The organism is Dactylosporangium maewongense (genome assembly GCF_039531485.1).
Lineage (GTDB): Bacteria > Actinomycetota > Actinomycetes > Mycobacteriales > Micromonosporaceae > Dactylosporangium > Dactylosporangium maewongense.
In genome coordinates, this window is the sequence record NZ_BAAAQD010000037.1 from 83,929 (window position 1) to 97,657 (window position 13,729).

Annotated in this window: 12 protein-coding genes, 1 rRNA gene and 1 pseudogene; 3 read left to right on the top strand and 11 right to left on the bottom strand. The window is 73.0% G+C overall.

Annotation, left to right across the window (positions count from 1 at the left end; translation table 11 throughout):
- Positions 1 to 38: 38 nt before the first annotated feature.
- Positions 39 to 1,211, bottom strand: a complete 1,173-nt coding sequence (gene steA / locus ABD332_RS52365; RefSeq protein ID WP_344513301.1) for a putative cytokinetic ring protein SteA — start codon at positions 1,209 to 1,211, stop codon at positions 39 to 41.
- A gap of 87 nt (positions 1,212 to 1,298) precedes the next feature.
- Here steA and ABD332_RS60315 point away from each other — a divergent pair.
- Positions 1,299 to 1,547, top strand: a pseudogene (locus ABD332_RS60315) (PASTA domain-containing protein); the annotation flags it as partial.
- Here ABD332_RS60315 and ABD332_RS52370 read toward each other — a convergent pair.
- The 7 genes from ABD332_RS52370 to ABD332_RS52400 form a co-directional block, all read right to left on the bottom strand.
- Positions 1,452 to 2,297, bottom strand: coding sequence for a DedA family protein (locus ABD332_RS52370; protein WP_425552428.1), 846 nt, complete (start codon positions 2,295 to 2,297; stop codon positions 1,452 to 1,454). The pseudogene ABD332_RS60315 and the gene ABD332_RS52370 overlap by 96 nt on opposite strands.
- Positions 2,298 to 2,318: 21 nt before the next feature.
- Positions 2,319 to 3,101, bottom strand: coding sequence for an MOSC domain-containing protein (locus tag ABD332_RS52375; RefSeq protein ID WP_344513305.1), 783 nt, complete (start codon positions 3,099 to 3,101; stop codon positions 2,319 to 2,321).
- A gap of 1,077 nt (positions 3,102 to 4,178) precedes the next feature.
- Positions 4,179 to 5,936, bottom strand: coding sequence for a DNA repair protein RecN (gene recN, locus ABD332_RS52380; protein WP_344513327.1), 1,758 nt, complete (start codon positions 5,934 to 5,936; stop codon positions 4,179 to 4,181).
- Positions 5,937 to 5,975: 39 nt separating this feature from the next.
- Positions 5,976 to 6,869 carry an NAD kinase gene (locus ABD332_RS52385; RefSeq protein ID WP_344513306.1) on the bottom strand — a complete coding sequence of 298 codons (894 nt, stop codon included), beginning with the start codon at positions 6,867 to 6,869 and terminating at the stop codon, positions 5,976 to 5,978.
- Positions 6,870 to 7,023: 154 nt separating this feature from the next.
- Positions 7,024 to 7,836, bottom strand: a complete 813-nt coding sequence (locus tag ABD332_RS52390) for a TlyA family RNA methyltransferase (protein WP_344513308.1) — start codon at positions 7,834 to 7,836, stop codon at positions 7,024 to 7,026.
- Positions 7,836 to 7,994 carry a hypothetical protein gene (locus ABD332_RS52395; protein ID WP_344513310.1) on the bottom strand — a complete coding sequence of 53 codons (159 nt, stop codon included), beginning with the start codon at positions 7,992 to 7,994 and terminating at the stop codon, positions 7,836 to 7,838. The genes ABD332_RS52390 and ABD332_RS52395 overlap by 1 nt, the downstream gene beginning before the upstream one ends.
- Positions 7,995 to 8,035: 41 nt before the next feature.
- Positions 8,036 to 8,764 (bottom strand): phasin family protein, encoded by a 729-nt coding sequence (locus tag ABD332_RS52400; protein WP_344513312.1) that lies wholly within the window; start codon positions 8,762 to 8,764, stop codon positions 8,036 to 8,038.
- 126 nt (positions 8,765 to 8,890) lie between these two features.
- On the opposite strand from ABD332_RS52400, the gene ABD332_RS52405 reads away from it, so the two are divergent.
- Complete coding sequence (locus tag ABD332_RS52405; protein WP_344513314.1) at positions 8,891 to 9,229, top strand: SCP2 sterol-binding domain-containing protein; 339 nt, start codon at positions 8,891 to 8,893, stop codon at positions 9,227 to 9,229.
- 48 nt (positions 9,230 to 9,277) lie between these two features.
- Here the strand turns inward: ABD332_RS52405 and ABD332_RS52410 are convergent, their stop codons facing one another.
- Positions 9,278 to 10,270 carry an HAD-IIA family hydrolase gene (locus ABD332_RS52410; RefSeq protein ID WP_344513316.1) on the bottom strand — a complete coding sequence of 331 codons (993 nt, stop codon included), beginning with the start codon at positions 10,268 to 10,270 and terminating at the stop codon, positions 9,278 to 9,280.
- On the bottom strand, positions 10,263 to 11,141 hold the full coding sequence (locus ABD332_RS52415) for a Replicase polyprotein 1ab (RefSeq protein ID WP_425552429.1): 879 nt from the start codon (positions 11,139 to 11,141) through the stop codon (positions 10,263 to 10,265). Before ABD332_RS52415 ends, ABD332_RS52410 begins: the two co-directional genes overlap by 8 nt.
- Before the next feature lie 120 nt (positions 11,142 to 11,261).
- On the opposite strand from ABD332_RS52415, the gene ABD332_RS52420 reads away from it, so the two are divergent.
- A complete protein-coding gene (locus ABD332_RS52420) occupies positions 11,262 to 13,595 on the top strand; it encodes a hypothetical protein (RefSeq protein WP_344513317.1) in 2,334 nt (777 codons plus the stop codon).
- A 10-nt stretch (positions 13,596 to 13,605) separates the two neighbouring features.
- On the opposite strand, the gene rrf is transcribed toward ABD332_RS52420, so the two are convergent.
- Positions 13,606 to 13,722 (bottom strand): 5S ribosomal RNA (rrf, locus tag ABD332_RS52425).
- Positions 13,723 to 13,729: the final 7 nt, after the last annotated feature.

Below are 13,729 nucleotides of genomic sequence, written 5' to 3' on the forward strand. Positions count from 1 at the left end.
GTCCCGTCCAGAAAGAAGCAGCGCCCGGTCGAGCGGCGCTAGGAGAACAGCGTGAAGATCAGGTTGTCCCACCACTCGGCGATGACGCTCAGATACGCCCGGCCGATCGTGGTGACCGCGAGCGCCGCCGCCATCGCGGCGATCGCCGAGGCCAGCAGCAGGATCAGCGACGAGCCCGACAGGCTCTGCCGGTAGAGCCTGCTGACGCCCTTGGCGTCGACCAGTTTGCCACCGAGCTTCAGCCGGGTGAGGAAGGTGGAGGCCATGCCGCCGCGACCCTTGTCGAGGAACTCGATCAGGGTGTTGTGGGTGCCGACCGCCACGAGCAGCGAGGCGCCCTTCTCGTCGGCGAGCAGCATGGCGATGTCCTCGCTCGTCGCCGCCGCCGGGAACGTGATCGCCTCCACACCCAGCCGCTGCACGCGCGCCAGCCCGGGCGCCCGCCCGTCGGGGTAGGCATGCACGACGACCTCGGCGCCGCAGCGCAGCACGTCGTCGGAGACCGAGTCCATGTCCCCGATGATCATGTCCGGCGTGTAGCCGGCCTCGACGAGCGCGTCGGCGCCGCCGTCGACCCCGATCAGCACGGGCTTGTATTCGCGGATGTACGGCCGCAGCACGTCGATGTCGGCCTTGTAGTCATAGCCGCGGACCACGATCAGGCAGTGCCGCCCGGCGATCTCCGTCTGGATCTCGGGCACGCCGACGCCGTCGAGCAGCAGCGCGCGCTCCTGCTTCAGATACTCCATCGTGTTGGCGGCGAACGCCTCCAGCTGCACCGACAGGCCCTCGCGGGCGTCGGCCATCGACAGCGCGACCGTCTCCGCGTCCTGCCGCTGCCCCTTCGCGACCGCGTCCTCACCGACATACACGGTGTCGCCGTCGATGCGGACGGTCCCGCCCTCCCGCAGCCGCTCGAACAGCTCCTCGCCGAGGTCGTCGACGAGCGGGATCCCGGCCTTGATCAGCCCCTCTGGGCCCAGGTTGGGATAGCGGCCCGACACCGACGGCTTCGCGTTGAGCACCGCCGCGACCCCTGCCGCGACGAGCGAGTCGGCGGCGACACGGTCGAGGTCGACGTGGTCGATGACCGCGATCTCACCGGGGCGCAGCCGGCCCACCAAGCGTTTGGTCCGCCGATCCAGCCGCACGACGCCACCGATGACACCCGGCTCGGCGGGCCGGGTGCGGCGCAAGGTTGGAAGTCGCATCTCAACCATCCTGGCATGGACCTCTGACAAAAGCCGCGCGCGACATGTCCACTACCAGGTGGAAGGGGGCCTTTCGCGCGTGGGGTGATGCCCATCACTCTTCCCGACTGTCAGCCAGGCGACACATTTTCCGCGTATTCACGACCCCTCTGGGCTCCTCTAGTCCGTGAAGCATCGGAAGGAGCCGCAGTGAACCTCTCGTCGATCAGCCTCACCCTGGTCCCCAACCTCACCGGAAAGTCACCCACCGAGGCCGCCACCGAGCTGCGGGCCGCCGGCCTCGAGCTGGGTGTGATCCGCGAGGTCGGCCCCAGCGGCACCATGATCGTCCTGGAGCAGTCGACCCTGCCGCTCACCGTCGCCCCGCGCGGCACCCGGGTCAACCTGCTCGTCGGCCTCCCGTAGACCCTCGTCGCCCGCGTCCCCGTCCCGTTGCCCGGCGTCCCGCTCATCGGCGCCCTGGCCGGTCGCGGCCGGTGGGGTGGCCCGCCGGAGCGCCTCGGCGACCAGCAGGAGCGCGGCGGCGCCGGCGTAGGCGAGCAGCAGCGCCTGCCAGGGCCGCCCGTCGAGGAACCGCCCGGACATGTACCCGATGGAGCCGGCCATCGCGGCCCACACGCTCACCCCGGCGGCCGTCCACGCCTGGAACCGCCCCGCCGGGTAGCCGACCACCCCGGCGGCGAGGGCCGACGCGGACCGGCCACCCGGCAGGTACCTGGCGAACACGAGCACCTGGCCGCCCCGCTCGGTCAGGGTGCGGTGCGCCCATCCGTACACCTGCAGCCCGCGACGCTTCGTCCGCAGCCGCCGCAGCACCCCGGCCCCCGCCCTGACCCCGATCCGGAACGACACCACGTCCCCCGCGAACGCGCCGGCCGCCGCCGCGACGATGACCAGCCAGATCGCCGGCCGCCCCGTCTGCGCGGACAGCACCGCGACCGCGATCAGCGTCGACTCGCTCGGCGACAACGGCACCACGGCGTCCAGCGCGGCCACCACGAACACGACCAGCACCACCCACGGCGTCGCCGCGAACGACTCAACGAGGTCCCGCATCGCCCGACTGTCCCCTGACGCGCCGAACATCGACCGTCGCGCGGACGACCATCACCCGTCGGTTTCGATACGTCCCGTCTGCTCCACCGTCGCGTACCAGCCGAAACACGCCGCCGTGCCGAGCTGCCCGACCGCCGTCCGGTAGTGCCCCGCAAGGGTCCGCAACACCCCGCGGTCCAGGCTCCCCGGCGCCTCCGGATCGAGCGCGGGCACCACGCATCGCGGCGTCGGCAGCTGTACCCGCAGCCGCACGCCCCCGATCGTCACCAGTTCTCCTGGCGCGGGGTCCTCCGGCAGGTCCAGCACCAGGTTCGGCCGGAACCGCCGATGGTCGACCACCGAACCGTGCACCTCCGCGAGCCGGCGCAGCGCCCCCGTCGTCACGGCGTGCACCGCCCCGAAGTCGTGAAACCTCCCGCTGCCGATCCCGCTGAGCACCTCGGTGCCGCCCGTCGCCCCGCCGGCCGCCGCCCAGGACGGGATCATGTCCCGCTCCTGCGGCCAGTACCGCCGAAGCACCGCCCCCTCGGGCACCACATCGGTCACCGTCACCGCCCGCCCCAGCCACGCCGACAGCAGCCCACCGGCTGCCTCGTTCAGCACCACCGACTCCCCGCCGGGCAGATACACCCGGCCGCCCGCGGCCCGGACCTGCAACAGCCGCCCCCAGAGCCGGGGCTGCTTCGCACTGACCACCACCCCGTCCCGGTCAACGCAAGCCCACCGCCGATCCCCGACCATTCCGTGAGCCCCAACCTCAACCGCGCCGACCCGCTCCCCTCCCGCCGACTTCATCGCGTACCGCCAAACCTCCACCACCCGAACCCCACCCATCCGACCCCACCCTCCCCGTCAATCCAGACGACTCCCGGCTCCCCGCGCACAGACATTGGTCAATGCCCCCCTATGCACCTTTTGCGCCATCGACGCTGCGCGATCCACCCCCAAAATGATCTCTGTTTGGTAGGCAGATCGCGCAATATCTATCCGCAGCCGCCCATCCGCCGCCAGTTCACAACAGGCTCCCTGACCACCGAACCACACAGGATCACGAGCCACACCCCGCCGCCAATCCAACGATCGCCAGGCGAACCCTCATGATCCGGTAAAGAATTTGCCGCCAGAGCAACCACAACTCTTCCGGATCACAGAAACCCGCCCGACCACCGAACCACAACCAGGGACAACCTCACCACCCGCAGACAGCGGCGCCCGAGGCACTCCTCAGACCGGCAGACACCGGCACCAACCACATGATCCGGAAGAGAAAATGTCGCCAGAGCAACCACAAGTCTTCCGGATCACAGAAACCAGCCCGACCACCGAACCACAACCAGCGACAGCCACACCACCCGCAGACAGCGGCGCCCGAGGCACTCCTCAGACCGGCAGACACCGGCACCAACCACATGATCCGGAAGAGAAAATGTCGCCAGAGCAACCACAACTCTTCCGGATCACAGAAACCCGCCCAACCACCGAACCACAACCCGCCGAACAGCGAGCCAACGCGCCACAGCACGCGCACCCCAACGGCCGCAGACCGGATCGGCCAGCACCCGAACCAGCCACATGATCCGGAAGAGAAACTGTCGCCAGAGCGACGACAAGTCTTCCGGATCACGGAAACCAGCCCGACCGCCGAACCACAACCAGGGACAGCCACACCACCCGCAGACAGCGGCGCCCGAGGCACTCCTCAGACCGGCGGACACCGGCACCAACCACATGATCCGGAAGAGAAAATGTCGCCAGGGCGACCACAAGTCTTCCGGATCACGGGAGGCGGCCTGACGCTGAGCTGCGACCGGACCTCCGGATCGGAGCCGGGCCGGAGGCCGAGCGGTGGGGCAGCGTCACCGCCCGCGGGCTGGGTGGCCGGCGGGCGGTGACGGCAGGGTCGGGGTGCGGTCAGGGGTTGGACTTCTCGCGGTCGGCGACCGACAGGAGCTCCTCCGCGTGTGCGATGCCCAGGTCGGAGTCGGGCAGGCCGGCCAGCATGCGGGCGAGCTCCCGAGCCCGGTCGGTGTGCTCGACGACGCGGACGCCGCTGGTGGTGACGGCGCCGCCGGTGTCCTTGGCGACGACGAGGTGCCGGTCGGCGAACGCGGCCACCTGCGGCAGGTGGGTCACGACGAGGACCTGGTGGTCGCGGGCGAGGCGGGCGAGGCGCTTGCCGATCTCGACCGCCGCGGTGCCGCCGACGCCCGCGTCGACCTCGTCGAAGACCAGGGTGGGCGGGCCGCCGACGCCGGCGAAGACGACCTCGATGGCCAGCATGACGCGGGAGAGCTCGCCGCCGGAGGCGCCCTTCTGCAGCGGCTGGGCGGGGGCGCCGGGGTGCGGCAGGAGACGCAGCTCGATGTCGTCGGCGCCGTCGGGGCCGACGCCGGCCTCGGTGCCGTCGGCGGTGGGGACGGTCGCCCCGCCGCCAGCGGGCTTGGGGGCGACGACGACGTGGATGCGGGCGTGCGGCATGGCGAGGCCGGCCAGCTCGACGGTGACGTCGGCGGCGAACCTGCCGGCCGCCTCCTGGCGGGCCGCGGACAGGGTCGCGGCGAGGTCGGCGACCTCACCGTGCAGCCGGCGGCGCTCCCGGTCGAGCTCCTCGAGCAGCTCGTCGGACGTATCGAGCTCGCCGAGCTTGGTGCGGGCGCGGTCGGCCCAGGCGACGACGCCGTCGACGTCCTCCGCGTACTTGCGGGTGAGGGCGCGCAGCGCCGCGCGGCGCTCGTAGACCTCCTGGAGGCGGCCGGGGTCGGCGTCCAGGGAGGCGAGATAGCTGCCGAGCTCCGTCGTCACGTCACCCGCGAGGGTGGCGACCTCGTCGAGGCGGGCGGCGAGCTCGCCGAGGACCCGGTCGACGCCGGTCTGCGCCTCGAGGGTGCGCCGGGCCGTGGACAGCAGGCTCAGCACGTCGACGACGTCGTCACCGTCGCCGGTGCCGGTCAGGGAGACGTGGGCGAGCTGGGCGGCGCTGCGCAGGCCCTCGACGTGCTCGAGCCGCTGGGCCTCCTCGCGCAGCAGCTCGTCCTCGCCGGGCTGCGGGTCGACCCGGCTGATCTCGTCGAGGCCGAGCCGGAGCAGGTCCGCTTCCTGGCTGCGCTGCCTCGCGTTGGCCCGGCGGTCGGCGAGGTCGTCCTCGACCGCGCGCCAGCGCGTGTACAGCTCGGCGAAGCGCCCCAGCAGCTTCTCGTGCTCAGCCCCCGCGTAGCGGTCCAGGGCGGCGCGCTGCTCGGACGGTCGCAGCAGGCGCAGCTGGTCGGACTGGCCGTGCAGGGCGAACACGCGCTCGCCCACCTCGCCGAGGACCGCGACGGGCACGGTGCGCCCGCCGACGTGCGCACGCGAGCGGCCCTCGGCCGTCAGGGTGCGGCTCATCAGCAGGGTGCCGTCGTCGTCAACCTCGGCGCCGGCGTCGACGATGCGGCTCTCGACCGCCGCGCGCAGGTGCACGGGCAGCGTGAGCCGGCCGTCGACGGTGGCACGGCCAGGGTCGGCGCGGACCCGGCCCGCGTCGGCGCGTCCGCCGAACAGCAGGCCGAGGCTCGTCACGACCATGGTCTTTCCCGCGCCTGTCTCGCCGGTGATGACGGTCAGGCCCGGGCCAAGGGGCAGTGTGGCGTCTTCGATAACGCCGAGTCCGGTAATGCGGAGTTCCTCCAGCACAAGCAGAGACACTAGCCGCGGGGTACGACACTTCTCCACTCAGCCGTGCCGTTTGTTGTGTCTCCAACCGTCGACCGGCAGGGCGAACTTCGCCACGAGGCGGTCGGTGAACGGTCGCTCACGCAGCCGGACCACCCGGACGGGGAGCGCGCCGCGCCGCACGGTGACCGTCGATCCCGGCGCGAGGTCCATGACCCGCCGGCCGTCGCAGGACAGAAGGGCGAAGCTGGTGAACGGTTCGACGTTCACGGTGATCGTCGAGGTCGGCGCGATGACGAGCGGCCGGCTGAAGAGGGCGTGCGCGCTGATCGGCACCAGCAGCAGCGCCTCCAGCTCCGGCCACACGACCGGGCCGCCGGCGGAGAACGCGTACGCCGTCGAGCCCGTCGGCGTGGCGCACACCACGCCGTCGCAGCCGTAGCGGGACAGGGGCCGGCCGTCGACCTCGACGAGCAGCTCCAGCATCTTCTCGCGCGCGCCCTTCTCGACCGTCACCTCGTTGAGCGCCCACGAGGAGCCGACCGGCCGCCCGTCGTGCTCGGCGAAGACGTCGATCGTGAGGCGTTCGTCGACGGTGTACGTCCGCTCGACGACCTCCCGGACAGCCTTGTCGACGTCACCGATCTCGGCCTCGGCGAGGAACCCGACCTTGCCCAGGTTGATGCCGAGCAGGGGCGCCTTCGCCGGCCGGGCCAGCTCGGCGGCGCGGAGCAGGGTGCCGTCGCCGCCGAGCGCGAACACGATCTCCACGCCCTGCGCGGCGGCCTCGCCGCTGACCGGGACGGCGCGCGGGATGTCGAGCTCGCCGGCCTCCTCGGCGAGGACACGGACCGTGAACCCGTTGTCGAGCAGGTCCGCGGCCACCGTCCGGGCGTGCTCGTTGTTGCTGCGTTTCCCCGTGTGGGTGACGAGCAGCGCCTCCCGTGGCGTCACGCCGCCACCCCTGCGGCGCCGCGGTGCCGGCCTGGGCCGACACCGTGCCTGCGCTCCAGACCGCTCAGGCCACCGCCTCCGCTGCGCTCCGGCACCAGCCTGAGCCAAACCACTGCGCCTCTGGTTCGCAGCCCTCCGCTACGCTCCGGACCGCTCACGGAACCAATCCTTCCAGGGAGGCGGAGGCCGCCTCGTACACCGCGGCACGGGACACGGCGGGAGCGTCGCGGCGCAGCCAGAGAAAGAACTCGACATTGCCGGACGGTCCGGGCAGCGGGCTGACCGTCACCCCCGCGACGCCGAGGCCGAGCTCCGCGGCGACGGCGGCCACGTCCAGCACCGCCTCCGCGCGCAGCGCAGGGTCCCGCACGACGCCGCCCTCCCCGACCCGTTCCTTGCCGACCTCGAACTGCGGTTTCACCATCGGTACCAGATCCCCGTCGGCCGACGTGCAGGCGGCGAGGGCGGCGAGGACGAGCCGCAGCGAGATGAACGACAGGTCGGCCACGGTCAGGTCGACGGGCCCGCCGATGACGTCCGGTGTGAGGGTGCGCACGTTCGTGCGTTCGATCACCGTCACCCGCTCGTCGGTGCGCAGGGACCAGGCGATCTGGCCGTATCCGACGTCCACGGCCGCGACGGAGGCCGCGCCCCGGCGCAGCAGCACGTCGGTGAAGCCACCGGTGGACGCTCCGGCGTCAAGACACCGCCGCCCTTGTACCGGGAGTGCCTCGAACGCCGTGAGCGCCCCGGCCAGCTTGTGGCCGCCCCGCGACACGTACTCGTCGCCGACGGGCGAGGCGAGGACGTTGACGGGGTCGGCCGGGTCGACCTGGGCGGCCGCCTTGCCGGCCACGACGCCGCGCACCTCGACGCGCCCCTCGGCGATCAACGCGGCCGCCTGCTCCCTCGACCGGGCCAGGCCGCGGCGCACCAGCTCGGCATCGAGTCGTGTCCGCCGCGCCATCACCGTTCCTCGATCGTGCCCAACGTCTCCTGCAGCGTGCGGTGGGCGTCGGCGTACACCGCGACCTGACGCTGCAACGGCAGCGACGCTACCCCGTTGAGTGCCTCGACCGCCGCCTCGACCCGCCCGAGCGCCGCGGCACCGGGCGGACCCGGCATCGGGCCTGGACCGGGAACGGGGGCTGGACCAGGAGTGATGCTCACGAGGACGACGCCCGCTTCCGGGGAGAGGTCTTCTTCACAGGCGCCACATCCGACGCTTCGGCGATCTTCTCGACCGCGGCCTTCGCCGCCGCCTTCTTCGCCGGGGCCGACTTCTTGACGGGCGCCGCCGGCGCCTCAGCCTGCGCGGGAGCGGCCTTCGTGGCCGCCGTCCTGCGCGCCGGGGCCGTCTTCGCCGGGGCGGTCTTCGCCGGCGCGGTCTTGGCCGGCGCGGTCTTGGCCGGCGCGGCGGCCGTCTTCTTGGCGACGACCCGCTTCGCGACCGTCTTCTTCGCCGCCGGTGCGGCGGCCTCCGGCTCGACGGCCTCGGCACCGACCGGCAGCGCCGGCTCCGGCTCGACCGGCGACAGCTCGATCGGCGAGGTGGTGGCCGGCGCGGCAGGCGCCGCGGGTGCCGGCTTCACGGCGGCCGCCTTCAGCTTCGCCTCCAGCTCGTGCACGCGGTTCGTCAGCGCCGAGACCTCTTCCGCCGTGGCGAGGCCGACGGCGCCCAGGGCGCGGTCCAGCTCGTACCGGACGAGCTTGGTCATCGCCTCACGGTTGGCCGTGCCGGCCTTCAGCAGGTCCTCCGCCATCACCTGCAGCTGCTCCGCGGTCGCGCCGCTCCTGCCGACCAGCCTGCGGACCGTCTTGGTCGCCTTCTTGGTCGTCGCCTCGGTCATGCCGTAGGCCAGTTCCAGATATGCCCGCCAGGCTTCCTGAGCCATGGTTGCGCCTCTCCTCCAAGTGGTGTACCGCTGTTCACGCTACCGGGCGGTCCGTGACGCCGTACGGTACGGTCACAATCCAAGTGTCCGCATTGGACATTTAGATGCACGGAAACGGGGGGAAACATGGCCACGGTCGAGGAATGCCGCGCCGCGTTGCAGAAGCTCGGGGCGAAGCTCGCCGCGAACGCCGCCGAGGCCCGCGAGAAGCTGGACTTCGACCGCTCCCTCGCCTGCCGTGTCACGGACCTGAACGTGGCGTTTCACGGACAGCTGAAGGACGGGCAGATCACCGGCCTGACCGACGGCGACGACCCCCGCGCGAAGATCAAGCTCACCGCGACGAGCGACGACCTGGTCGCCCTCGTCAACGGTGAGCTCAACGTCATGCAGGCCTGGACCAGCGGCCGCATCAAGATCGACGCGGGCGTGTTCGACCTGCTGAAGCTGCGGAAGCTGCTCTAGCGCGCGGCCGGAGCGTCATCCACCCGCCAGAGCCTCATCCGCTCGCGGTCAGAGCCTCATCCACTCCAGCGCCGCCGAGGCGGCCTCGCCCTTCGCCGTGACGGGCCGGACCTCACCAGCCGCCCACGCGACCGCGCACAGCGCCATCAGCGCGTCCACCCGCCGCCCGTCGCCGGCCAGCACCCAGCGGTCGCCGAGGTCGTCGACGCGCCACTGGTTCGTCCCGGCCTCCGGCGGCGTCTCGAACAGCCCCGCCAGGTCCTCCGCGACGAACGTGGGCCGCCGCTCGACCGGCGCCGCGAGCAGCTCGGCGGCGTCGCTGACCCCGGTGAGGACGAGCAGGCTGTCCATGCCCGCCCGGTACGCGCCCTCGATGTCGGTGTCGAGCCGGTCGCCGACGACGATCGGGTGTGCCGCCGCCCGCTCCCGCGCCGCCTCCAGGAACAGCGTCGGGTCGGGCTTGCCGACGATCGTGTCCGGCTGCCGCCCGAGCGCCGTGGCGAGCGCCACGACCAGCGAGCCGTTCCCGGGCAGCGGCCCGCGCGGCGACGGCAGCGTCTTGTCGGCGTTCGTCGCGATCCACGTCGCGCCGGCCCGGATGGCGACCGACGCGTCGGCGAGGTCCCGCATGGCGACGTCCGGCCCGTACCCCTGCACGACCACCTTGGCCTCGTAAGGGTCGGTGACCGGCCGGAGCCCGACGGCCCTGACCTCCTCCTGCAGCGCCGGCGCCCCGAGGATCAGCACCGGTGTCCCGGCCGCGAACCGCTCGGCGAGCAGCAGCGCCGTCGCGTGCGCGGACGTGACGACCTCCCGCACGTCGGCGGGGATGCCGATGCGCGTCAGCAACGCCGCGACGTCGCCGGGCAGCCGCGAGGCGTTGTTCGTGGCGTACGCGCTGGGAATCCCCCGCTCACGCAGCCTCGCACACGCCTCCGCGGCGCCCGGGATGACCTGGTCGACGAGGTACAGGACGCCGTCGAGGTCGAAGATGACCAGGTCGTAGTGGCTGACGAGGTCTTCGCTCGCCTGCTCAGCCACGAGTCGTCCCACTGTCGTCGTTGTCGGCGTCGGTACGGCCGGCGCCCGTCTCGGTCCCGCGGTCGTCGACCGTGGGTCCGTCGGTGTCGCGGTCGTCCTCGTCGTCCGGCTCCCCGTCGCCGTCGACGTCGTCGTCCACGTCGTCCGGGTCCTGGTCCTCGGCGTCTACGTCGTCCTCGTCCTCGTAGTCGCCGTCGCGGTCGTCGTCCTCGTCGTCGTCATCGTCGTAGTCGTCTTCGTCGTCGCGGTCGTCGCGGTCGTCTTCGTCGTCGCGGTCCGCGTCTTCGTCGTCGTCCTCGTCGTCATCGTCGTCGTCGTAGTCGTCTTCGTCGTCTTCGTCTTCGTCGTCGTAGTCGTCTTCGTCGCGGTCGTCTTCGTCGTCGCGGTCGTCGTCCTCGTCGCGGTCGTCCGCGTCGTCCTCGTCCTCGGCGCTGTCGTCGGCGAGGGCGCGCTCGTCGTCCTCGTCGTCGTCCTCGTCGCCGTCCAGGACGATGCCGTCGAGCTCCAGGAGCCGCTCGGCCGCGTCGGTGGCGAGGTCCTCGTCGAGGTCGGCGGCGCGCGCGAACCACTCGCGGGCCTCTTCCCGGCGACCGGCACGCAGGAGGGCGTCGGCGTACGCGTACCGCAGCCGAGCCGCCCACACCGCCTCGGGTGCCGACGTCAGCTCACGCACCTGCAGCATCGCCACGGCGGCGTCATGCTGCCCCATGTCGCCGCGCGCACCGGCGGCGACGATCAGCAGCTCGACGATCTCCTCGGCGGTGAGCTTCTCCCGGTCCGCGGTCCGGAACAGGTCGATCGCCTTCTCCGGCCGCCCCAGCGCCCGCTCGCAGTCGGCGATGACCGCGATGTGGGTCTGCCGGCCGGTCATCCGGTGGTACGTCCGCAACTCACCGAGCGCCGTCTGCCACTCCCCGGCGTGGTACGCGGCGAGACCGGCGGCCTCACGTACCACGGCGATGCGCGACGCCTTCCGCCGTGCGACGAGCGCGTGGGCGAGCGCCAGCTCCGGGTCGTCGTCGAGCAGCTGCCCCGTCGCGATGAGCCGGCGGGCCACCTCCTCCGCGACGGGCCGGGCCAGCGAGCTCAGCTCGCTGCGCACCTCACGGTCCAGCTCCGCCGGGTCGATGTCGTCGGCGAGCACCGGGTCCGCGACGCGGCTGACGGTCTCCTCGCCCTCGATCTCCTCGGCGACGAAGCCCGGGTCGCTCTGCCGCGGCCGGTAGCCGCCTGCGTCGTCGCGCCGCAGCCCCTCGGGCCGCTGGAAGCCGGCACCACGCCCGCCGGAGTCCCGGTCGCGGAACCCACCGCCACGCGGACCACCGTCGCGCTGCCCGGGCCGGTCGCCGCGGGGGCCACCCTCGCGCCGCGGGCCGCCCCGGTCGTCCCGGAAGTTCCCGGGCCGGTCGCCGTGGCCACCGGAACGCTGCCCGTCACGGTCCCGGAACCCACCGGAACCCGCAGGGCGGTCACCCCGGTCGCGGAACCCACCGGTGCCACGGTCGTCCCGGGACCCACCGCCACGAGGACCACCGTCGCGGTCACGGAACCCGCCGGCACGGTCGCCACGCGGCCCACCGTCCCGATCGCGGAACCCACTCGGCCGGTCACCGCGGGGAGCACCGTCGCGGTCGCGGAACCCGCCGGGCCGGTCGCCGCGGGGGGCACCACCGTCGCGGTCACGGAAGCCACCGGGCCGCTCACCGCGGTCGTCCCGGTCGCGGAACCCACCGGGGCGGTCACCGCGGTCGCGGTACGCCGGCCGGTCGCCGTCACGATCCCTGAACCCACCACGAGGACCACCGTCACGCGGTCCACCGTCGCGGAACGACGGACGGTCCCCTCGCGCGGCGTTGTCCCGGAACGGCGGCCGGTCGCCGCGGGGTCCACCCTCGCGGTCACGGAACCCGCCCGGCCGGTCGCCACGAGGACCACCGTCACGGTCACGGAACCCACCGCCACGCGGCCCGCCGTCACGCGAACCGTCCCGGTCGCGGAAGCCACCCTGCCGGTCGCCGTCACGGAACCCGGGCCGGTCGCCACGAGGACCACCATCACGGTCACGGAAGCCACCGGCGCGATCGCCACGAGGACCACCGTCACGGTCGCGGAAGCCACCGGCGCGATCGCCACGAGGACCACCGTCACGGTCACGGAACCCGCCCGGCCGGTCGCCGCGCGGCCCGCCGTCACGGTCCCGGAAGCCGCCGGACCCGCCAGCACGGTCGCCACGAGGACCACCGTCACGGTCACGGAACCCGCCCGGCCGGTCGCCGCGCGGCCCGCCGTCACGGTCCCGGAAGCCGCCGGACCCGCCGGCACGGTCGCCACGAGGACCACCGTCGCGGAAGCCGCCCGGCCGGTCACCGCGGTCGCCCCGCGGTCCGCCGTCACGGTCACGGAACCCACCGGGCCTGTCCCCACGCGACGCACCGTCGCGGAACCCCGGCCGGTCACCACGGTCACCGCGCGGTCCGCCGTCACGGTCGCGGAACCCGCCCGGCCGGTCGCCGCGCGGTCCGCCGTCACGGTCCCGGAAGCCGCCGGACCCGCCGGCACGGTCGCCACGGGGACCACCGTCGCGGAAGCCGCCCTGTCCACCGTCGCGGTCGCGGAACCCACCGGAACGCTCACCGTCACGGAATCCCGGCCGGTCACCACCGGAGCGATAGCCGCCGGGACCACCCGAGCGGAACCCGCCCTGCCGGTCGCCACGGGGCCCACCGCCGCCTTCCCGGTCGCGGAACCCGCCGGAGCGGTCGCCGCCCTCGCGCGGCCGGAAGCCACCGGAGCGCTCACCGTCGCGGTACCCGGGCCGGTCACCGCCGCGGAAGCCGCCGGAGCCGCCGGAGCCGCCCTCGCCGCCGGAACGGTAGCCGCCGCCGGAGCGCTCGCCGCCGGCCGGACGGTCACCGGAGCGGTAACCACCCGATCCGCCGGAGCCGGCGCGATTGCCGTCACGGGATCCGCCGGTACGGTCACCGGAGCGGTATCCGCCGCCACCGGAGCCACCGTCGCGGTCGCGGAAGCCACCGCCACGCGGCCCGCCGTCACGGTCGCGGAAGCCGCCGGAGCGGTCCTGACCTGCGCGGGGTCCGCCGTCGCGGGGCGTACGGGAGCTCGAGGCCGACCCGCGGTCGCGGTCGGCGCCGGTCCAACGTGGTTTGCGGTCGCCGGAAGCGGGGCGCTCGCCCCGGTCCTGCCCGCTGTTGTCGCGGTCGTGGGGTCCTGCAGTCACGACTTCATCCTTCCCGACCGGGGTGCACCGCATGCGCTCGACCCGGTAAACGAATTAAGGGCCGCCCCAGGAAAGGGCGGCCCTTAATCGAAAATTTGTCCGGCGGCGTCCTACTCTCCCACACTCTCTCGGGTGCAGTACCATCGGCGCTGGAGGGCTTAGCTTCCGGGTTCGGAATGGGACCGGGCGTTTCCCCTCCGCTATGGCCGCCGTAACTCTAT